General features: G+C 55.4%; 17 protein-coding genes. 7 read left to right on the forward strand and 10 right to left on the reverse strand.

Annotation, left to right across the window (positions count from 1 at the left end):
• Window positions 1-26 precede the first annotated feature (26 nt).
• The 3 genes from MUU46_RS12095 to MUU46_RS12105 all read right to left on the reverse strand — a co-directional run bounded on the left by MUU46_RS12095 (window position 27) and on the right by MUU46_RS12105 (window position 3,620).
• Window positions 27-1,349 carry an MFS transporter gene (locus MUU46_RS12095; protein WP_258965641.1) on the reverse strand — a complete coding sequence of 441 codons (1,323 nt, stop codon included), beginning with the start codon at window positions 1,347-1,349 and terminating at the stop codon, window positions 27-29.
• A gap of 261 nt (window positions 1,350-1,610) precedes the next feature.
• Window positions 1,611-2,576 (reverse strand): inner membrane protein YhjD, encoded by a 966-nt coding sequence (gene yhjD / locus MUU46_RS12100; RefSeq protein WP_374685007.1) that lies wholly within the window; start codon window positions 2,574-2,576, stop codon window positions 1,611-1,613.
• 144 nt (window positions 2,577-2,720) lie between these two features.
• The gene (locus MUU46_RS12105) at window positions 2,721-3,620 is read right to left on the reverse strand and encodes a LysR family transcriptional regulator (RefSeq protein ID WP_159757335.1); all 900 of its coding nucleotides are present in this window, start codon (window positions 3,618-3,620) and stop codon (window positions 2,721-2,723) included.
• A 118-nt stretch (window positions 3,621-3,738) separates the two neighbouring features.
• Here MUU46_RS12105 and MUU46_RS12110 point away from each other — a divergent pair, with 118 nt between their 5' ends.
• Entirely contained in the window at window positions 3,739-4,497 is a 759-nt protein-coding gene (locus tag MUU46_RS12110; RefSeq protein WP_258965643.1) for an SDR family NAD(P)-dependent oxidoreductase, read from the forward strand.
• Window positions 4,498-4,592: 95 nt separating this feature from the next.
• On the opposite strand, the gene MUU46_RS12115 is transcribed toward MUU46_RS12110, so the two are convergent.
• Window positions 4,593-5,132, reverse strand: coding sequence for a GNAT family N-acetyltransferase (locus MUU46_RS12115; protein ID WP_258965644.1), 540 nt, complete (start codon window positions 5,130-5,132; stop codon window positions 4,593-4,595).
• A gap of 143 nt (window positions 5,133-5,275) precedes the next feature.
• Here MUU46_RS12115 and MUU46_RS12120 point away from each other — a divergent pair, with 143 nt between their 5' ends.
• Window positions 5,276-6,853 (forward strand): STY4199 family HEPN domain-containing protein, encoded by a 1,578-nt coding sequence (locus tag MUU46_RS12120; protein WP_258965645.1) that lies wholly within the window; start codon window positions 5,276-5,278, stop codon window positions 6,851-6,853.
• Between the two features lie 5 nt (window positions 6,854-6,858).
• Here the strand turns inward: MUU46_RS12120 and MUU46_RS12125 are convergent, their stop codons facing one another.
• Window positions 6,859-8,511, reverse strand: coding sequence for an alpha,alpha-trehalase (locus MUU46_RS12125; RefSeq protein WP_159757347.1), 1,653 nt, complete (start codon window positions 8,509-8,511; stop codon window positions 6,859-6,861).
• Between the two features lie 376 nt (window positions 8,512-8,887).
• Here MUU46_RS12125 and MUU46_RS12130 point away from each other — a divergent pair, with 376 nt between their 5' ends.
• Window positions 8,888-9,979 carry a serine hydrolase domain-containing protein gene (locus MUU46_RS12130; RefSeq protein ID WP_258965732.1) on the forward strand — a complete coding sequence of 364 codons (1,092 nt, stop codon included), beginning with the start codon at window positions 8,888-8,890 and terminating at the stop codon, window positions 9,977-9,979.
• A 6-nt stretch (window positions 9,980-9,985) separates the two neighbouring features.
• On the opposite strand, the gene MUU46_RS12135 is transcribed toward MUU46_RS12130, so the two are convergent.
• The 3 genes from MUU46_RS12135 to MUU46_RS12145 form a co-directional block, all read right to left on the reverse strand.
• A complete protein-coding gene (locus tag MUU46_RS12135; RefSeq protein ID WP_258965646.1) occupies window positions 9,986-10,237 on the reverse strand; it encodes a hypothetical protein in 252 nt (83 codons plus the stop codon).
• Between the two features lie 169 nt (window positions 10,238-10,406).
• On the reverse strand, window positions 10,407-11,759 hold the full coding sequence (gene gorA / locus MUU46_RS12140) for a glutathione-disulfide reductase (RefSeq protein WP_258965647.1): 1,353 nt from the start codon (window positions 11,757-11,759) through the stop codon (window positions 10,407-10,409).
• 70 nt (window positions 11,760-11,829) lie between these two features.
• A complete protein-coding gene (locus tag MUU46_RS12145; RefSeq protein WP_159757356.1) occupies window positions 11,830-12,672 on the reverse strand; it encodes a 23S rRNA (adenine(2030)-N(6))-methyltransferase RlmJ in 843 nt (280 codons plus the stop codon).
• Window positions 12,673-12,840: 168 nt separating this feature from the next.
• Here MUU46_RS12145 and MUU46_RS12150 point away from each other — a divergent pair, with 168 nt between their 5' ends.
• The 3 genes from MUU46_RS12150 (at window position 12,841) to rsmJ (ending at window position 17,086) form a co-directional block, all read left to right on the forward strand.
• Window positions 12,841-14,112, forward strand: coding sequence for an acid phosphatase (locus tag MUU46_RS12150; RefSeq protein WP_258965648.1), 1,272 nt, complete (start codon window positions 12,841-12,843; stop codon window positions 14,110-14,112).
• 168 nt (window positions 14,113-14,280) lie between these two features.
• Window positions 14,281-16,323, forward strand: a complete 2,043-nt coding sequence (prlC, locus tag MUU46_RS12155; protein WP_258965649.1) for an oligopeptidase A — start codon at window positions 14,281-14,283, stop codon at window positions 16,321-16,323.
• A 7-nt stretch (window positions 16,324-16,330) separates the two neighbouring features.
• Window positions 16,331-17,086: a 16S rRNA (guanine(1516)-N(2))-methyltransferase RsmJ gene (gene rsmJ, locus MUU46_RS12160; protein ID WP_258965650.1), complete on the forward strand. Its 756-nt coding sequence runs from the start codon at window positions 16,331-16,333 to the stop codon at window positions 17,084-17,086.
• 182 nt (window positions 17,087-17,268) lie between these two features.
• Here rsmJ and uspA read toward each other — a convergent pair whose 3' ends face one another.
• Window positions 17,269-17,706, reverse strand: coding sequence for a universal stress protein UspA (gene uspA, locus MUU46_RS12165; protein WP_003861223.1), 438 nt, complete (start codon window positions 17,704-17,706; stop codon window positions 17,269-17,271).
• Window positions 17,707-18,134: 428 nt separating this feature from the next.
• Between uspA and uspB the strand changes: the two genes are divergently transcribed.
• Window positions 18,135-18,470: a universal stress protein UspB gene (gene uspB / locus MUU46_RS12170; protein WP_097163345.1), complete on the forward strand. Its 336-nt coding sequence runs from the start codon at window positions 18,135-18,137 to the stop codon at window positions 18,468-18,470.
• Window positions 18,471-18,545: 75 nt separating this feature from the next.
• Here uspB and pitA read toward each other — a convergent pair whose 3' ends face one another.
• A complete protein-coding gene (gene pitA / locus MUU46_RS12175) occupies window positions 18,546-20,042 on the reverse strand; it encodes an inorganic phosphate transporter PitA (protein ID WP_258965651.1) in 1,497 nt (498 codons plus the stop codon).
• Between the last annotated feature and the right edge of the window lie 135 nt (window positions 20,043-20,177).

Raw genomic sequence — 20,177 nt, forward strand, 5'->3', positions numbered from 1 at the left:
GGAGAGGGCATCAGGCAGGAACAAACTTACAGCGACTGATGGCGCGTCTCATGTGTCAACACCAGCGCAATCAGCGTCAGGGCAGCCATTGATGCGAGGTAGTAACCCACGTACGCCAGACCGTAAGTCCCGGTCAACCACGCAGCGATGTAAGGCGCTACGGACGCACCCAAAATCGACGACACGTTATACGAGAACGATGCCCCGGTGTAACGTACTTCGGTCGGGAATAACTCTGGCAGCAGCGCGCCCATTGGGCCGAAGGTGAGCCCCATCAGGCTCAAGCCCAGCAACAGATACGCCATAATCAGCGTCGGATCCCCTGAACCCAGCAATGGCTGGAACACAAACAATCCGAACAGAATAATCAGCGTCGTAATGGTGATCATGCTCTTGCGACGACCAAAGCGGTCAGCCAACAGGCCGGCAATCGGTACCATCACGCCAAAACCAATCACCGCCATCATCAGCATCCACAGCACTTCATTGCGCGGCAGGCCCAGACCGTGCGGCACCGCAGCGGTGCTGTAGGTCATCGAATAAACGGTCATGATGTAGAACAGGGTATACGTCGCGAGCATGATAAAGGTGCCGAGCACGGTCACACGCAAATGCTTGCTGAGCAGGGTGCCCATAGGCACTTTAACTTGTTTCTTCGCCGCCGCCACTTTGGCGAACACCGGCGTTTCGTGCAGGGAAACACGAACGTACAGCCCGATAATCACCAGCACCGCAGAGAAGATAAACGGCACGCGCCAGCCCCAGTTCATGAACTGTTCATCGGTCAGCAGCCAGGAAAGCAGCAGGAATGTGCCGTTGGCAAAGAAGAAGCCAATCGGCGCGCCGAGCTGTGGGAATGAGCCATACAACGCACGCTTTTTCGGTGGTGCGTTTTCCGTCGCCAACAGCGCCGCGCCGCCCCATTCACCGCCCAGGCCGAGACCCTGACCAAAACGCGCCAGCGCCAGCAGCACCGGAGCTAAAATGCCAATGGTGTCGTAGCTCGGCAGTAAACCGATAATCACCGTAGAAATCCCCATCGTCAGCAGCGATGCAACCAGCGTCACTTTACGACCGACACGGTCACCAAAGTGGCCGAACAGCGCCGATCCAATTGGACGGGCTACAAACGCGATGGCGAACGTTGCAAGGGATTGCAGCGTCGCAGCAGCCGGATCGCCCTGCGGGAAGAAAATATGAGGGAATACGATAACCGCCGCGGTGGCGTAAATGTAAAAGTCGAAGAACTCAATGGCGGTGCCAATAAGTGACGCGACGACAACTTTATTCCGCGAGTTTACCGGGACGATGTCCTGCTGAGTATCGAGTGTTGTGGCAGCTGATTGCATAATCTTTTCTTATTTTTAGGCGAACGAACGGCCATATTACGCATAGCAAAAGCGACATTTCAATGTGTAACAAGGTGAGCGGTAGAGTGAAAAACCGGCAAAAAGCGGATAATTTTCAGACCAGCGAAATCACTTCTATGAAATGCTTCACACAATTCGATAATAAGTGAATATCACTGCTTTAAGGTTAAATAAAAGTTACCAACTGGATTTATCGACTAAAAATGGAAATCGGGCTGATATTTCAACCCGATAACCGCATCAGTGGTGGGATTTGCCTGGCATCCGCCGGTCATCTTTGTATTCGGCGGTGGCAATCCACGCGGCGCAGAACAGCGTCAGTCGGGCGAAGAAATAGAAAAATGCCATGATCCCGAGTACTGAACCAAAAGCCGCGCCGGACGGGGATTTCACCAGTGCAGGCAGCGTCCAGGTCATGATGATTTTAATCACCTCAAAGCCGATGGCCGCAATAAAGGTGCCGCGAACCAGCGCTTTTCGGCGCGGGCGGTGGCGCGGGAGTCGCCAGAAAATCCAGAAGAACAACAGGTAGTTGGCGAGAATCGAAATCGCGAGACCGATAATACGCCACGCCGGTTTCAGCCACTCAACCGAGTCCAGATACAGCGCGGAGATGATCATCTGCTGCGCGGCCCCGGAGACGGAGGTAATCGACAGGGTGACAATCAGCGCAACCAGCAGGCCAATCAGCGACACAAAATCGCGGAAGTACTTAATCCAGATTTTCTCCTGGTCCTGCGGCGAGCGTTCCCACACGTCGCGCGACTGGGCGCGAATGGCCTCGCGCAAATTACCCATCCAGTTAATCCCGGAGTACAGCGCCACCAGAAGGCCGACAATCCCGACGGTGGTTCGCTGCTGAACCGCAGTGCTGATGGTGTTTTTCAGCGTGGCGGCGAGGGTCGGGTCGCTGACGTTGACCAGAATCTTATCGAAAATATCCTGCAGCAACGTCGGGTGCGAGGCGAGAATAAACCCGCCTGCGGCAAATGACACCATCAGAATCGGGATCATCGACAGGAATGAGAAATAGGTAATGGCCGCGCCAAACTGATTACCCAGGCGATCGTTAAAACGCTCGGCGGCGCGGAGCAAGTGGGCGATAAACGGCTGGCGCTGCACTTTCTTAGCGGTGCCGGTGGCTTTGTCCAGCGCACCACTGGCCCGCTGTTTAATGCCCGAAGCGGAAAGGTCATCGGTCTCCATTTTCCTGACGGGATCGTATTCCAGATCCTGAGTAGGGCGTTTTGCGTCGTTATCCGGCGTCATCAGGTGTTTATTCCTTTCTTTTAAAACCTGAATAAAATTATAGCCGATGAGGTGACGATAATTGACAAAACCTCATGACTATCAGTCTACGTAGCTTTTCAGGACGCCCGTTAACCACTCCATAAACAGATGTACGCGGCGGGAAAGGTTGCGGCGATGCGGGTAAATCAGCGATACCGGCATCGGTACGGCGCGGTAGTGCGGCAGGATCTCGACCAGTTTTCCGCTGCGCAGAGCGTCCTTCACGCCGATGCGCGGCACCTGAATAATTCCCAGCCCGGCGAGGCAGGCCGCGTGATAGGTTTCAGTGCTGTTGACCGTCAAAACCCCACCGGTTTTCAGCCAGCGAATTTGATTGTCGGTGTTGAGCTCAAAGCCCTGCGGGCGTACACCGAGGCTGGTGGCGTAATGCACCATCGCATGGCCTGCCAGATCGTCGAGGGTTTCCGGGTAGCCAAAACGCTCCAGATAATTTGGGCTGGCGCAGTTAATCACGGTCAGTTTGCCGATCGGCCGCGCCACTAATCCGGAATCTTTCAGCGTGCCGACGCGCACCACGCAGTCGAATCCTTCCCGAATCACATCCACCAGACGATCGCTGCTGCTGAGCTCCAGTTCAATACCGGGATACTGCTGCAAAAATGCGGGCAGTTTTGGGATGACTAAATTTCGAGCAACACCCACCGGCATGTCAACCCGTAAACGTCCGCTGATACTGGTGGGGTCATGCTGGAACATACCGTCGAGTTCATCGAGGTTGCTGAGTAAATCTTTTGCACGTTCGTAATAGACCATCCCGTCCTGCGTAAGCTGCACCCGGCGGGTGGTGCGGTGTAAAAGGCGCACACCCAGCAGGTTTTCCAGCGCCTGAATTTGGCGCGAAACGCTACCCTTTGGAAGGCCGAGCGTGTCAGCCGCGCGCGAAAAACTCTCCAGTTCGGCGACGCGAATGAACAGCTGCATTGCGTGAATTTTATCCATAGGTAGCGGCCTTTGTTGTTCTCAGTGAAACAATGAAACGTAATTTCCTATCTTTATTGATTATACACAACCCAATAAGCTCTATCTTACTGTTCTCCTGTCTGAAATGAGGTTGGTTATGACACAACGTATCGCTTTGATCACTGGCGCAAGCCGTGGGCTGGGAAAAAACGCGGCGCTGACGCTGGCGGCGAAAGGAATTGATATTCTGCTGACTTACAACAGCAATCAGCAGGAAGCACAAAAAGTTGTCGCGGAAATTGAGAAACTTGGCGTGAAAGCTGCGGCATTACAGCTGAACGTCGCCGAAGTTTCGGGTTTCGAGAGTTTTGCCCACCAGGTACAGCAGCAGCTGCAAAAGAACTGGCAGCGTGACACCTTTGACTATTTAGTGAACAACGCCGGAATCGGTTTGTACGGTGCGTTTGCCGAGACCAGCGAAGCGGTGTTTGACGAGCTGATGAACATCCACTTTAAAGGCCCGTTCTTCCTGACTCAGCAGCTTTTGCCGTTGATTCAGGATGACGGCCGGATCCTGAACGTGTCGTCTGGACTGGCGCGTTTTGCGCTGCCGGGCTTCGCGGCTTATGCCTCGATGAAAGGCGCGATGGAAGTGCTGACGCGCTACCAGGCGAAAGAGTTGGGCGCGCGCGGGATTTCGGTCAACATTATTGCGCCGGGCGCGATTGAAACCGACTTCGGCGGCGGGCGCGTGCGTGATGACGCGGAAATGAATCAGTACGTTGCGTCCCAGACGGCGCTCGGGCGTACAGGCCTGCCGGATGATATCGGTGGCGCGATTGCTGCGCTGCTCAGCGATGAGCTGGGCTGGATGAACGCGCAGCGCATTGAAGTTTCGGGCGGGATGTTCCTGTAAGTCTGACCCTCTCCCTAAAAGGGAGAGGCCCAAGGAGAGGCCAGGGAGAGGGAGACCTCGGTCTCTTTGATCCCCTCGCCCCTTTGGGGAGAGGGCTAGGGTGAGGGGCGCTGATACTCGTGACGCAATAACCCCAGCACCCAGTCGTTGTGCCATCTCCCACCAATCAGAAAGCTTTCCCGCAATTCCCCTTCCAGCACAAAACCCGCTTTCTCCAGCACCCGGCGCGAAGCGCTATTTCCCACGGTGACCGTGGCGATGAGCCGCCGTATCTCGCCGGTAGTAAACGCAAAATCACACACCGCACGCAGCGATTCCGTGGCGAACCCTCTGCCGTGCGCCTCGGGTGCAAATAAGAAACCCACTTCCGCGCAGTCCGGCTCCCGGTGAATATACCCGGTCAAGCCCACGGGCATGCCCGTTGCCGTCTCCCGAACCAGCAGGCACAGCCAGTGTTCAGCACCCGGCGTCCACGGCGGCAACCGCGATTCAAATGCTTCTCGGATCTCGCCCTCCGGCCGTGAATCATCCACGTAGCGCATCACCTCCTGGTTCTGCTCCAAGGCCAAAAAGAAGGGCCAGTCTGCTTCGGAAAGCGATTCAGCACTCAATCTGGGCGTCACGATTTTTACCATCGAATTTACTCCGGGTACTTTTATCGGTTTATAGACGGATTAGCACACATCACACTGATGTAATCTCATTTCTAACTTGCTAAAAACAAAAATAAAACCCCGTTATTTTTGGGGATACTGATGTCCTCTGAGAAGGAAAACAGATGCACACTGCATCGCACTATTCCGGTGACCAGTTTGAGCACTGTCTGGGCGTGATCCGCCAGGCGGCGAGCGAGATCCTCTCGCTGCTGAATGTCCACGGCGCTGAAGCGAAAGATCCACGCTGGTTTCTTGAGCAGGCCCGGCTGAATCTGGGTGGCTGGGCGAACGTGGCGCGGCGGCTTAATCTCAATGATGCGCAGATCAGTGATTTCACATTGCAGCTACGCCACCTGCAACAGGTGGTCCCGGTCTATGAACGCGGGCAGGCGGTAACGGACAACCAGCTGATTGCGGCGCTGCGTTTTGTCGCCGCGCTGGAATTTGTGCGTCAGCAGCAGCCGCGTCTCAAATTTGATTCTTTACCCGGCGAGGACGGTGATGCGCATCAGGAACAGGCCCAGCGACAACTGCGCGCCCTGACGCTGACGCTCAACGCGCTGATTAGTCAGGCCTTTCCCGATGCAACACGCCTGAATGATTCACTCAAGCTGCAGTTCGGAGCCGACAGCGTTCGTCGGTGGCTGGCGAACAGTGACGCCGGAGATATTCTGTCCGGCATGTTGTTCAGCGATTTAGCCCTGCTGATCGTCGATAAAAAAGCGTTTGCCCGTCATTACTCGACGCTATTTAACTCCGCGTCAGCGCTGACGTTTCTGGCTGAGCAGCGCGTCACGCTGCATGCGTTTCTGGAAGATTGTCGGGTGATGCGTAACGCCGTTCTTGCGCATCGTCCGCTGACGACGACTGAAAGGGTGCTGCTTGATAACTATCAGCGACAGATTGCCAGCCCGGTGCAGCGCGCGTTTGAACAAGGCCGCACGCGGGTCAATCCGGCGTCCTTTATGGCGGTGGACAGCAACGAGTTACACCATTTCTGGGAAAATGCACGCAGCAAAGACCGGGCGCTGGGTGGTGATGTTTCGGCGGTTCGTGAGAATATCGAGCCGCCGAAAAAGCAGCCGGTGCGCAGCCCCGAAGACCGGGACCAGGTGATTTCGACGGTGCTGTGGTGCACCGTCGGCGTGGCGATGCTGGTGATGGCGTTCGCCGCGTTGTGGATGTTTAACAACGTCGCGCCTGCGGAATCGACGGCACAGGCAAGTGAAGCGCTGGTGGATGCACCGGAGCGCGAAATCCCGTCACCGCGTGAGAAGCTCGCGAACATGGGGATAAGCTGGGATATCAACAGTCTGCGGGCGGCGATAGACCGGAACGATAGTCAGGTGACGATGCTGTTTTTACAGGGCGGAATGACCTGGCAACTGGCGTGGACCGAACAGGCTCAGTCGTTCCGCTACGATGACGTGCTGGAACTCTTGCTGCGCTATCGGCTGCAAATGGATGAGCCGAAGCCGTGTCGCCGGTTTATCAGCACCCTTAGCCACGCGATGTCCAACGGCGAGTCGTTAACGTCGGTGCGCAAAGACTATTTACAAGCGTTCTGCACCACGCCAGCGGTGGTTGAACGCCAGCGTTACAATGTTTCGCAGGCTAAGCTGCGCGCGGATGCCACGCCGGATGCACAAAATAAAAAATGGCTAACCATTCAGTCAGCCATTTACAGTGCCCTTCGATAACGGCGTTACGGCTCGCCGTACAGGCCCATCAGGCGGCGCGCCACGCCATTGCTCCAGCCGAAGCCGTCCTGTAACGGATATTCCCCGCCGCCCCCTTCACGGGGCGTTCCGGTGGCGATGTGATATTTCTCAATCACCTTCTGATGGTGCTGATAAAAGTGGTTCACGGTCTTCAGCCAGCTGCGGGCGATTTCATTGCCCAGCGCGTCGTTGCCGTACAGCTTGAAGCCCTGAATCGCCATCCATTGCAGCGGCGCCCAGCCGTTGGGGAAATCCCACTGCTCGCCGCTGTCGTATTCGGTGGTGAGGATCCCGCCGGGAGTCAGCAGCCGCGTACGTACCGCGGTGTCGAGTTTATCCGCCTGTTCATGCGTGGCCATGCCGACGTACAGCGGCACCATGCTGGCGGCAGAAAACAGCGCCAGCTCTTCGCGACGCCAGTCATAGTCGCGATAACAGCCCTGTTCGTCATCCCACAAATAGCGTGTCACCGCGGCCCGACGTTCGCTGGCCTTGTGGCGGAATTCGGCTTCGGTTTCCCGATCGCCTTTGGCACCAGAAATATTGGCAATGGTGCTTTCCAGTTTGAACAGAAAGGCGTTCAAATCGATGGGAATAAACTGCGTGGTGCGGATACTCGCCAGTCGCGTGGTATCCCGCAGCCAGCGCGATGAATAGTCCCAACCGGACTCCGCCCCGGCGCGTAAATCGCGGTAGACCTCATTCGGCGGTCGGCCAGAATGACGTGCGGTTTCCACATCTTCCAGCCACGATTCATCACGCGGCGTATCACGGTCGTCCCAGTAACGGTTGAGCAGCGAGCCGTCCGGCATGCGCACCACGTGGCGCCACGCCTGATTCGGTAGCAGGTTTCCAGAACCATCCATCCAGAAGTTGTATTCCATTTTCAGATGGTCGAGATAGCGTTTCGCGCCGCGCACGCCGTCTTCTTCAAACAGCTCCACCATCAGGGCGAACACCGGTGGCTGCGAGCGGCTGAGATAATAGGTGCGGTTGCCGTTCGGGATGTGGCCATAACGCTCAATCATCCACGCGAAGTTATCAGCCATGCATTTGAGCAAGTCCCCGCGGCCACTTTCCGCCAGGCCGAGCATGGTGAAATAGGAGTCCCAGTAATAGGTCTCAGTGAAGCGTCCGCCGGGCACGATATACGCCTGCGGAAGGGCCAGCAGGGAAGACCAAGGGATGTGATCCTGCGGTTCACGCGTCAGCACTGGCCACAGGGAATCAATATGTTCTTTTAGCGATTTATTGGGGTCGGAAACGTAGTCATCGCTGTGGTCTTCCGGTAGCCAGAAATGCGTCTCAACGAAAGTCCGCAGATTAAAACCGGGCTGACGTTTCTGCTGACGAAAGCGGATCAGAATATCCAGCGGGTCCATTCTCGGTGCGCAGTCGGGGAAGGTTTTGCTATCGGCAAAAATTCGTGCCGACTGGACGCGCTCAAACAGCTCCATATAGCGGTCTGCCGGGGTCAGCGCATCGGACGCGGGCATCCCCTCAATCATCTCCGGTTCGGGCTCAACCTCGAACATTTCATCCAGTTTTAATTCGCACGGATCCGAGAGATAGCAGGGTTCATACTCAATGGCCTGAGCTTCGTCGGTGTCCGGGTTGCGTAATTTCTGGTTGAGCATAGGGTAAAACCTCCGGATAGCGTCAAAACAAGGAGCCGGAAAAAATCCAGCGCTCTATTAAGCGTAGACATTCGCTTCGATGTCTGGGGGCAAAAACGTGCGCTTCGTCACATTTATATGCTTTTCCCTGGCCACGATTTCCCGCTAATTGGCTGTTTTAAAGCAAAAACCCGTGAAAACGAGGCGAATTGCTGATTTATCACTTTCAGAGCTTTCACTTTGCAACCAATTATGAATATCGTTATGGTCTTGCCCTCCATCGATTTGTACACATTATGCACTTTATTAAACGGGAAGGTCCGTGTTGAAAGGGTTAATACTCCCTGGGCTGATAGCGTCTGCGCTGCTGACAGGCTGCGCCGGGACGCTATCGCAAATGAATATGCCTTCCAGTGAAGTAAAGCAGGTGGCGCAAAACGGACGGGTGCTTTCCGTTAATGAGCTGGTCACCGAATATATGCAAAGCAAACAGGTGTCGGGCATGGTAGTGGCCGTCATTCAGCATAATGGCCCGGCGAAGTTCTATTGCTACGGTATCACTGATGGCAAAAATCATTATCCGATAACGCCGGATACCCTGTTTGCGCTTGGATCTTTGAGTAAAGGCATCACTGCCGAAGTGGTGACGTTGATGGTCAATGAAGGGCGTCTGCACTGGGATGACACGTTAGCCACGCTGCTGCCGCCAGGAACGCCGCTGAGCAAAGATGCGCAAAACATCACACTCTTACAGTTGGTGACACACACCTCGGGTTTGCCACGCCAGCCGATGAATTTGCTGTCACTGGAGCATCTGGTGAGTTATCTGCGCGACGGCGAGAATTTCTATCAGGATTTGGACAGCGATGGCGTGCTGAATTATCTTAGTACTTTCCGCGCACCGCTAACGCATGAGCCGCGTTATTCAAATATTGGTTACGCCATCCTCGGCTATGTTCTGAAATATAAAACCGGGGAGTCTATCAATACGCTTGCCGGGCAGCAGATATTCCAGCCGCTGGGCATGAAAAGCTCGAGCTTTGACCCGGAAAATTTGCGCGCCTTCCCTCAGCGCGCGCTGGGCCATGCGGGCGATCAACCCAAATTCATCGCCCGGGGCACACTCACGCCCGATTGGCAATTCAGCAATAATATGGTCGGTGCTGCCAGCCTTTATAGCGACGCGCGGGATCTCATTGAATACGCCCGGGCGCATTTCTCACCGACGCAGAATGCCGCGCTGAATAAAGCCTTTACGGACGTCAGCGTTGATTATTTCCCGCGTGAAAAAGAAGCGGCCAATATTGCATGGATAACGGATACCTATGGCCGACAGAAAATCACCTATCAGGTGGGATATATCGGCGGTTATTCCAGCTATATCGGTTTCGATAAAGAAAACCAGAATGCGGTGGTGGTACTTCAGAATAGTTTTAACTGGAGTAATTATATTGGGCATGCGCTGTTACGGCATATCGCACCTGAATAATCGAGCTTACCACTTCTGATCGCGTGCGTCCTGACGACCATCGCGGCGGTTTTCACGCTTATCCTGACGGCAAGATGCGTTGCTCTTGTCGTCTGCTCTGACACAATCCCGCTTATCCTGACGGCCTTCAGTACGTGACTCCTGGCGTGTGTAACGGGCGTCCTGACGCTTCTCGCTATGGTATGTCGCGTGAGCGGGAAGAGAGATCGCGGGCAACAGCATTGCCGCAGTAACCACAGAGAATATCAATTTTTTCATCACTCGAACCTTATAAAAATACGCTGTTCTGGACAGACACGTATTGTTACGTAGTTCAATTTATGGACACGATACAAATCGTGCGGACTGAAAAAGAAGATTATCCAATATTAAATTAAGGGAAGGATGTTGAGATAATAAAAACCCCGCCAGCGGCGGGGTTTATAGATTAACGCATGGTGACGAATTCTTCCGCCGCTGTCGGGTGAATCGCGACGGTATTGTCGAAGTCTTTTTTGGTCGCACCCATTTTCAGCGCCACCGCAAAGCCTTGCAGGATTTCGTCCATACCAAAACCGATGCCGTGAATACCGACGATTTTCTCTTCCGGACCGACGCACACTAGCTTCATGCGGCATGGCTGACGGTGAGAGGTCACGGCGGTATACATTGCGGTGAAGGAGGATTTATACACCTTCACGGCGTCTGCGCCGTACTGCTCAACCGCCTGCGGTTCGGAAAGACCCACGGTGCCAATCGGCGGATGGCTGAACACCACCGTTGGAATGTTGCTGTAATCCAGATGCTCGTCCGGCTTGTTGTTGAACAGGCGCTCTGAAAGACGACGACCTGCTGCCACCGCGACTGGCGTAAGTTCTACGGCACCGGTGTTATCGCCGACCGCGTAAATGCCCGGCACACTGGTGTTCTGGAACTTATCGACAACGATATAGCCTTTGTCGTTGCTTTTCACCCCGGTCGCCGCGAGATTGAAGTTATCCGTCTCTGGCTCACGACCAATCGCCCAAATCAGGGCATCGACGGTCTGGCTACGGCCATCTTCCAGCTCAAGCGTCAGGCTGCCATCGGCGTTTTTAATCACCGCTTTCGGCACCGCGTGGGTGTGCAGCGTTGGGCCTTCGGCGGCCATCACTTCAACCAGCGTCTCGATGATCATCGGGTCAAAGCTGCGAAGCGGCGCGTGTTTACGCACGAACAGGTGCGTTTCGGCACCCAGTCCGTTGATAACGCCCGCCAGTTCAACCGCGATATAACCCGCGCCCACGACGGCCACGCGTTTTGGCAACGCTGGCAGCGCGAAGAAACCGTCGGAATCGATGCCGAATTCCACGCCTGGAATCGACGGGTGGCTCGGGCGACCGCCGGTGGCAATCAGAATGTGGTCCGCGGTCAGGGTTTCGCCGTTCACTTCGATGGTTTTTTCATCGATAAAGCGCGCAAAGCCTTTGATAACATCCACGTTATTTTTGCCCAGCACGGTATCGTACGAGGTATGGATGCGGTCAATGTACGCGCTGCGGCTGGAAATCAGTTTGTTCCAGTCGAAGTTATTGATGGTGGTATCGAAACCGTAATCCGGGCCGTACATGTGGATGGCTTCGCGAATTTGCGCCGCATGCCACATCACTTTCTTCGGTACACAACCGACGTTAACGCAGGTGCCGCCGAGCTCTTTAGCTTCAATCAGCGCACATTTCTGGCCGTACATTGCCGCGCGGTTGATGGAGGCGATGCCGCCGCTGCCGCCGCCGATGGCGATGTAGTCATAATGCTTAGTCATAGCTTCTTCCTTAATCGTTGATTGCCGCGATTGTATACCTGGAATCCATAGGTTCCACCGATGGTTGCGATTACTCCGGCACGATCCAACTGACGGTGGCGTGACCGGTGCCCGCCGGAACCAGCTTTTTATGCAGCCAAGGCAGAACGTTTTTCATCTGCTGCTCGAGCTTCCACGGTGGATTGATAACAATCATGCCCGAAGCGGTCATGCCGCGCTGATCGCTGTCCGGACGCACCGCCAGCTCGATTTGCAGGATGCGACGAATGCCGGTGGCTTCGAGTTCTTTAATCATGCGTTTGATTTGCGTGCGCAGCACCACCGGATACCACAGCGCGTAAGTGCCAGTGGCGAAACGCTTGTAGCCTTCGTTGATGCCGGTCACTACCGCCTGATAATCGGTTTTGATTTCATACGGTGGGTCAATCAGTACCAGACCACGACGCGAGGCCGGTGGCAGCTTGGATTTAAGCTGCTGATAGCCGTCGGATTTTTCCACGCGGGCGCGGTCATCTTTCTGGAATTCGGAACGCAGCAGTGGGAAATCGCTCGGGTGCAGTTCGGTCAGGTTCAGGCTGTCCTGCTCGCGCAGCAGCTGGCGCGCAATCAGCGGGGAACCTGGGTAGTAGCGCAGCTGGCCGCTACGGTTGAAGTGCTGCACGACGCTGATGTAAGGCTCAAGTTCTGCCGGTAAATCGTCCTGCTGCCAGATGCGGGCGATACCTTCCAGATACTCACCGGTGCGCTCCGCATGTTCGCCGCTCAACTGGTAACGACCGGCGCCTGCGTGGGTGTCGAGATAGAGAAACGGTTTTTCTTTCTCTTTCAGCGATTCAATGATCAGGCTCTGAACGGTGTGTTTGAGGACGTCGGCATGGTTGCCAGCGTGAAAGCTGTGGCGATAACTGAGCATGGATACGGGAGTTCCGAAATAATAAACGATGCCGACAGTTTACCGCAGATTGCCGAGGATTACCGCTGATGCTGAGCGCGACGGTGATTCCCGCTGTCATAAATGTGTCAAACGGATGCGCTAGCGTCGGATTCTGGCAAGGTAATTCATTGAATCCAGGATAAAAAAATGACTAAAAATTATTCGGTTCTCGCAGCCGCGCTGCTGTTGGCGCTCCCTGCACTGGCTAACGAAACGGCGGTGAACACGGCGGCACAGCTGGCGGCGACCGTCACGCCAGCAGCCAACAGCCAGGCGTTCGATGCGCTGGAAGGCCAGTCGCTGACGGCGCTGCGTCATGCGCTGCAAAACGGCGAACCAACGCTCACGCGCGACGGGCTGGAAAAAGCGAAGCAGTCATCCACCCAGGCGGATACCGTGTGGCTCAAGGCCAGCGGTTATGATTTCCAGGCCAAAGCCCGTCAGCAGGCGGGCATTGCGCTGCTTTCCGCGTTCAGCTCGCTGCCCGCCGATACGCTGGCGGCAAGCCTGAAAACGGTGACTGATATCAACCGCGATGCGCCAGCGGCCACGCGTCAGCAGGCGCTGGCCGATGCCGAGGGCATCAGCTATCTCTATTTCCTCAGCGATGCGCTGGGGCCGCGTCTGGGCAAGGCGTTCATCACCGCCTATGACAAAGGCGAACTGAACAAAGCGGCGGCGCTGATTAAAGCCAGCGAAGTCAGTACCGGCGCGGCGAAAAAGCACTTCAACTACGCGCGGCCGTTCCTGGTACAGAGCAACACCATTCACCTCGTGCCCGACGACACGGTAGTGAAAGACAATCAGCCTTACACCGCAGACGGCGGCTCGTTCCCGAGTGGGCATACCAACACCGGCGTGACCGACGCGCTGCTGATGGCGCAGATGATCCCCGAACGCTACGACGCGCTGGTGACGCGCGGCGCCCGCTACGGCTACTCCCGCATTGTGCTTGGCGTGCATTACCCGCTGGACGTGATGGGCTCGCGAATGGTGGCGCAAAGCAACGTGGTGCATGACCTCAACGACCCGAAATACCGGGTGCTGTTTAACGAAGCCCGCGACCAGCTGCGCGCTGCGTTGGCAAAAGAGTGCGGTATGACGCTGGCGGAATGCGCAAAAACCGATGGCAAAGACGACCCGTATCGCGACGCGACGATGCAGGCGTTTTATCGCTTCACCCTGAGCTACGATTTGCCGCAGCAGAAAGGGACGTCAGTTGCGCTTACGGTGCCGCAGGGCGCGGAAGTGCTGCTGGAAAGCGCGTTGCCAAACGCGTCGGCGCAGCAACGTCGTGCGCTGATGGTGAAAACCGCGCTGCCCGCCGGGTATCCGCTTTCCGGCACCACGCCTGAGCAGCAGTTCTGGCAGCGCCTGGACCTGCCTGCCGCGTACACTGCTGGACATTCCCTGCGTTAATGGATCACCGGGTGGGGCGCATTGTGCCTTACCCGGCCTACACGTTCTGAAAGCCAGGCGCTCGTGGTGTCGCTGCCATTGAAATCCTCTACACTTACCCCCATTCTACCAAGATATGTGCCGCGCCGGACGTGCGCCTTATTCACTCTTTTCAACAGGACAGCGCTTATGACCAATCCATTACTGACGCCTTTCGAACTGCCTCCGTTTTCGAAAATCCAGCCTGAACACGTGGTTCCTGCGGTCACCAAAGCGCTGGACGACTGCCGCACGTCGGTAGAAAGCGTGGTAGCGCAGGGTGCGCCGTACAGCTGGGAAAATCTCTGTCAGCCGCTGGCTGAAGTGGACGACGTACTGGGCCGTATTTTCTCTCCGGTCAGCCACCTGAATTCAGTCAAAAACAGCCCTGAGCTGCGCGAAGCCTATGAGCAAACGCTGCCGCTGCTGTCCGAGTACAGCACCTGGGTCGGCCAACATGAAGGGCTGTATCAGGCTTACCGCGACCTGCGGGAAGGCGACAACTACGCGGGCCTCAATACCGCGCAGAAGAAAGCGGTGGATAACGCGCTGCGTGATTTTGAGCTCTCCGGGATTGGCCTGTCGAAAGAGAAACAGAAACGCTATGGCGAAATCGCCGCGCGCCTGTCTGAGTTAGGCAACCAGTACAGCAACAACGTGCTCGACGCCACGATGGGCTGGAACAAGCTGGTCACCGATGAAGCAGAGTTGGCCGGTATGCCGGAAAGCGCATTGGCGGCAGCAATTGCGCAGGCCGAAGCCAAAGAGCAGGAAGGGTATCTGCTGACGCTGGATATCCCGAGCTATCTGCCAGTGATGACCTATTGCGACAACGGGCGGCTTCGTGAAGAGATGTACCGTGCGTACACCACGCGTGCATCCGACCAGGGCCCGAACGCCGGAAAATGGGACAACAGCCCGGTGATGGAAGAGATCCTCGCGCTGCGTCACGAACTGGCTCAGCTGCTGGGCTTCGAAAGCTATGCGGTTAAATCCCTCGCCACCAAAATGGCGGAAAACCCACAGCAGGTGCTCGACTTCCTGACCGATCTGGCGAAACGCGCCCGTCCGCAGGGTGAGAAAGAGCTGGCTCAGCTGCGCGCCTACGCGAAAGCCGAATTTGGCGTGGACGATCTGCAACCATGGGACATCGCTTACTACAGCGAAAAACAAAAACAGCATCTGTACAGCATCAGCGACGAGCAGCTACGTCCATACTTCCCTGAAAACAAAGCCGTTAACGGCCTTTTCGAAGTGGTGAAACGCATTTACGGCATCACCGCTAAAGAGCGCACCGACATCGAAGTGTGGAGCCCAGAGGTGCGCTTCTTCGAGCTATACGACGACAAGAACGAACTGCGTGGCAGCTTCTATCTCGACCTCTACGCGCGTGAGCACAAACGCGGCGGGGCATGGATGGACGACTGCGTAGGCCAGATGCGTAAAGCCGATGGCTCGCTGCAAAAGCCAGTGGCCTATCTGACCTGTAACTTCAACCGTCCGCTGGGCGGCAAACCCGCGCTGTTTACCCACGATGAAGTGATCACCCTGTTCCACGAATTCGGTCACGGGCTGCATCACATGCTGACCCGCATCGAAACTGCAGGTGTTTCTGGTATCAGTGGTGTGCCGTGGGATGCCGTCGAACTGCCAAGCCAGTTTATGGAAAACTGGTGCTGGGAGCCGGACGCGCTGGCGTTTATCTCTGGCCATTATGAAACGGGCGAACCGCTGCCGAAAGAACTGCTGGATAAAATGCTGGCGGCAAAAAACTACCAGGCGGCGATGTTTGTTCTGCGCCAGCTGGAGTTCGGTCTGTTCGATTTCCGTCTGCACGCTGAGTTTAACCCGGAGCAGGGCGCGAAAATCCTCGATACGCTGGCTGAAATCAAGAAGCAGGTTTCCGTGGTGCCGGGTCCATCTTGGGGACGTTTCCCACACGCGTTCAGCCACATTTTCGCAGGGGGTTACGCGGCGGGTTACTACAGCTACCTGTGGGCCGACGTATTGGCGGCAGATGCCTTCTCCCGCTTCGAAGAGGAAGGGATTTTCAACCGCGAAACCGGCCAGTCGTTCCTCGACAACATCCTGAGCCGTGGCGGTTCAGAAGAGCCAATGACGCTGTTCAAACGCTTCCGTGGACGCGAACCGCAGCTGGACGCGATGCTTGAGCATTACGGCATCAAGGGCTAATCGTTTCGTGAAAATCTGTTTAGTGGATGAATCAGGCGCCAGTGATGGCGCCTTATCTGTTCTGGCGGCCCGCTGGGCGCTGGAGCACGATGCAGACAACCTGATGGCGCTGGTCTTAACCCCGGAGCATCTTGAACTGCGTAAGCGCGATGAGCCAAAGCTTGGCGGCATCTTCGTGGATTTTGTCGGCGGCGCGATGGCGCATCGGCGCAAATTCGGCGGTGGTCGTGGCGAAGCGGTGGCAAAAGCGGTTGGGGTTAAAGGCAGTTATCTGCCGGACGTCGTGGATGCGACGGCGGGGTTAGGGCGCGATGCGTTCGTGCTGGCGTCCGTCGGCTGTCGTGTGCGAATGCTGGAACGTAACCCGGTGGTCGCAGCGCTGCTTGATGATGGTCTGGCACGCGGTTATGCCGACCCGGAAATCGGCGGCTGGCTACAGGAGCGCTTGCAGCTCATTCATGCTTCCAGCCTGACGGCGTTGACCGACATCACGCCGCGTCCGCAGGTGGTTTACCTCGACCCGATGTTTCCGCACAAGCAGAAAAGCGCGCTGGTGAAAAAGGAAATGCGGGTATTTCAGTCGCTGGTGGGGCCGGATTTAGATGCGGATGGTTTGCTGGGGCCTGCACAACAATTGGCGACAAAGCGAGTGGTGGTGAAGCGCCCGGATTATGCGCCGCCGTTAGCCGATATCGCCACGCCAAATGCGGTGGCCACCAAAGGGCATCGGTTTGATATTTATGCGGGTACGGCTGAGGGTTAGTGCGGTCTGATGCCCTCTCCCCGACCCTCTCCCACAGGGAGAGGGAGAAAAGCCAGTTCCCCCTCGCCCCTTTGGGGAGAGGGGACAGCCGGAAGCCGTTTCCCCTTACTCCAACGCGGAGAGGGAATTTGTTTTCCCCCTCGCCCCTTTGGGGAGAGGGCCGGGGTGAGGGGAACTAAACCTTACTCGTCTTCTTCATCACGCAGCGGAACAATCAGCATATCCACATGCACGGTATTAATCAGCTGACGAGCAGACGACATCAGTTTGCTCCAGAAATCCTGATGATGACCGCACACCACCAAATCCATATCGTATTTCTTGATTGCGTCGACCAGAACCTGGCCAAGGTCACCGCTGCCGCTGAGGGTTTCTGTGATCGGATACCCGGCGTTGGTGGAGAGTTCGCTTAACGCGTGGTGAGTCTCCTCCGAGATGCGTTTCTGCATATCTCCCAGATTGACATCGATCAGGCCGGTGTAGAGATCGGAGTAGTTCACATCGACATGAATCAGGGAAACTTTCGCGTTGTACGGGCGCGCCATAGAGACTGCTTTGTCGACCAAGACTTTGCTTTCTGGTGAGAGGTCAACCGCGATAAGAATGTGTTTGTAAGCCATAGTGTTACTCCTTCCTTAAGTCTGTGTATACCCGTCATACTTCAAGTTGCATGTGTGTTGGCTGCGTCCGCTCACCCCAGTCACTTACTTAAGTAAGTGACTGGGGATGCTCAGCCTTGCCGCCTTCCTGCAACTCGAATTATTTTGGGTCTCGTTATTAAATAGTGTAGACAACCCAACCTTAAAACGAGCCTCAAGTTACGTCAATGACCCTTGATCACCAATCAGTTAAACAAATCTTCGCGTTTTAACTATTGATAACGATTAACGATGTGGCAAAAAAATCAGCGGATCTCCTACACTATTTAAAGAGTCGGTCGGATAAGTTAATGTGACCGGATTCTCACTCTTTCACTGACTGTCTGTTGAGTTTCGGGTTGCGGTAGTCCCGGAGGAAGTCTCCGTGGGCCGGTCGCCGGGGAGGAGCTATGGTAAGCACTGTCGCACTATTTTGGGCTTTGTGTATTGTGTGTGTAGTGAATATGGCGCGCTATTTCTCATCATTGCGCGCGCTGCTGGTGGTGCTGCGTGGTTGCGATCCTTTACTCTATCAGTATGTGGATGGCGGAGGGTTTTTCACCTCCCACGGTCAGCCTGGAAAACAGGTGCGTCTGGTGTGGTATATCTACGCGCAGCGCTACCGGGATCATCATGATGATGAGTTTATCCGCCGCTGTGAGCGTGTTCGCCGCCAGTTTGTATTAACCAGTGCGCTGTGTGGCCTGGTCGTGATCAGCATGATTGCTTTAATGATTTGGCATTGAGTGTTGATCGATAAAGTACAGGCATAAAAAAACGGGTCAGTTTCCTGACCCGTTTTTGTCGTGCTTTCAGGCTAATCAGATGAGCTTGAGGCTCAGCCAGTACAGTCCGCCTGAAAGAATAATCGCCGCAGGCAGAGTCAGAACCCATGCCATCAGGATGTTGGTCACGGTTTTGCGCTGCAAGCCGCCACCGTCAACGATCATCGTACCCGCAACGGAGGACGACAGAACGTGCGTGGTGGATACCGGCATCCCGGTGTAACTCGCCAGACCAATCGACACCGCCGCGGTCATCTGCGCCGACATGCCCTGAGCATAGGTCATGCCTTTTTTACCGATTTTTTCGCCGATAGTGGTCGCCACACGACGCCAGCCGATCATCGTACCAATGCCCAGCGCCAGAGCGACGGCCATGATAATCCAGATTGGAGCGTACTCGATGGTGCTCAGCATATCGGTTTTAAGTTTCTTCAGCAGACGCTGATCGTCGTTGTTGACGTTCGGCAGCTTAGCCACTTTATCGGTGGTATCGGAGATGCACAGCAGAATGCGACGCATCTGGCTGCGCTGCTCGACGCTCAGCTTGTCGTAGCTCTCAATGTTATCCAGCATACCTTTCACGCGGTCTAACGCATTGACGGTATTCGCCGGATGGCAATGGAACTCAGCAGGCTGGGTTGCGCCAGGCTCCGGAGACGGGATCAGCGGTTCAGCACTGGTCACTTTTGCCAGCAGGTCAGGATGCTGCTGGAAATAGACTTCCACGTTGTTGACTGCATCACGGGTACGGGTGATTTCATAGCCGGACGCATTCATGTTGACCACGAATCCAGCCGGTGCCACGCCAATCAGTACCAGCATCACCAGACCAATGCCTTTCTGGCCATCATTCGCGCCGTGGGAGAATGCCACGCCAATTGCGGAGAGGATCAGGGCAATACGCGTCCAGAATGGCGGCTTTTTCTTACCGTCTTTCTTTTCACGTTCGGCAGGCGTGAGGTGGATACGCGCCTTTTTCTTGGTGTTGCTCCAGTAACGACGCAGTATGAAGATTAAGCCACCGGCAACAACCAGGCCGACGATAGGCGAAATAATCAGTGAAGCGAAAATCCCAAGAACTTTCGGGATATTCAACGCGTCCACCACCGAGGTGCCGTTCATCAGCGCATTGGTTAAACCAATACCGATAATAGCCCCAATCAGGGTATGAGAGCTGGAAGCCGGAAGGCCGAAATACCAGGTACCGAGGTTCCAGATAATTGCTGCCAACAGCATAGAGAAGACCATGGCGAGACCATGAGCAGAGCCCATGTTCAGTAGCAAATCCGTTGGCAGCATATGCACAATCGCATAGGCTACGCTCAGACCGCCTAACAGCACGCCAAAGAAGTTGAAGAGTGCCGCCATCACCACCGCTAATTGCGAACGCATTGCGCGGGTGTAGATAACAGTCGCTACTGCGTTTGCGGTGTCGTGGAAGCCATTAATCGCTTCGTAAAACAACACAAATCCCAGAGCAAGCAATAACAAAAGCCCAGTATGCAAATCCAGGCCAGCAAACAAATGTAGCATAGGTACGTTACGCCATTTTGAGGACATGAACGCGGCGCATTATCCAGGACAAACGCAGCGTGGGCAAAGAGAAATATAGACTTTTATTGATATTTGTTCACTGTCGTAAAAATAGCGTCAGTAATTACCCTATAT

Source organism: Scandinavium tedordense (genome assembly GCF_024764965.1).
In the GTDB taxonomy this organism is placed as follows: domain Bacteria; phylum Pseudomonadota; class Gammaproteobacteria; order Enterobacterales; family Enterobacteriaceae; genus Scandinavium; species Scandinavium tedordense.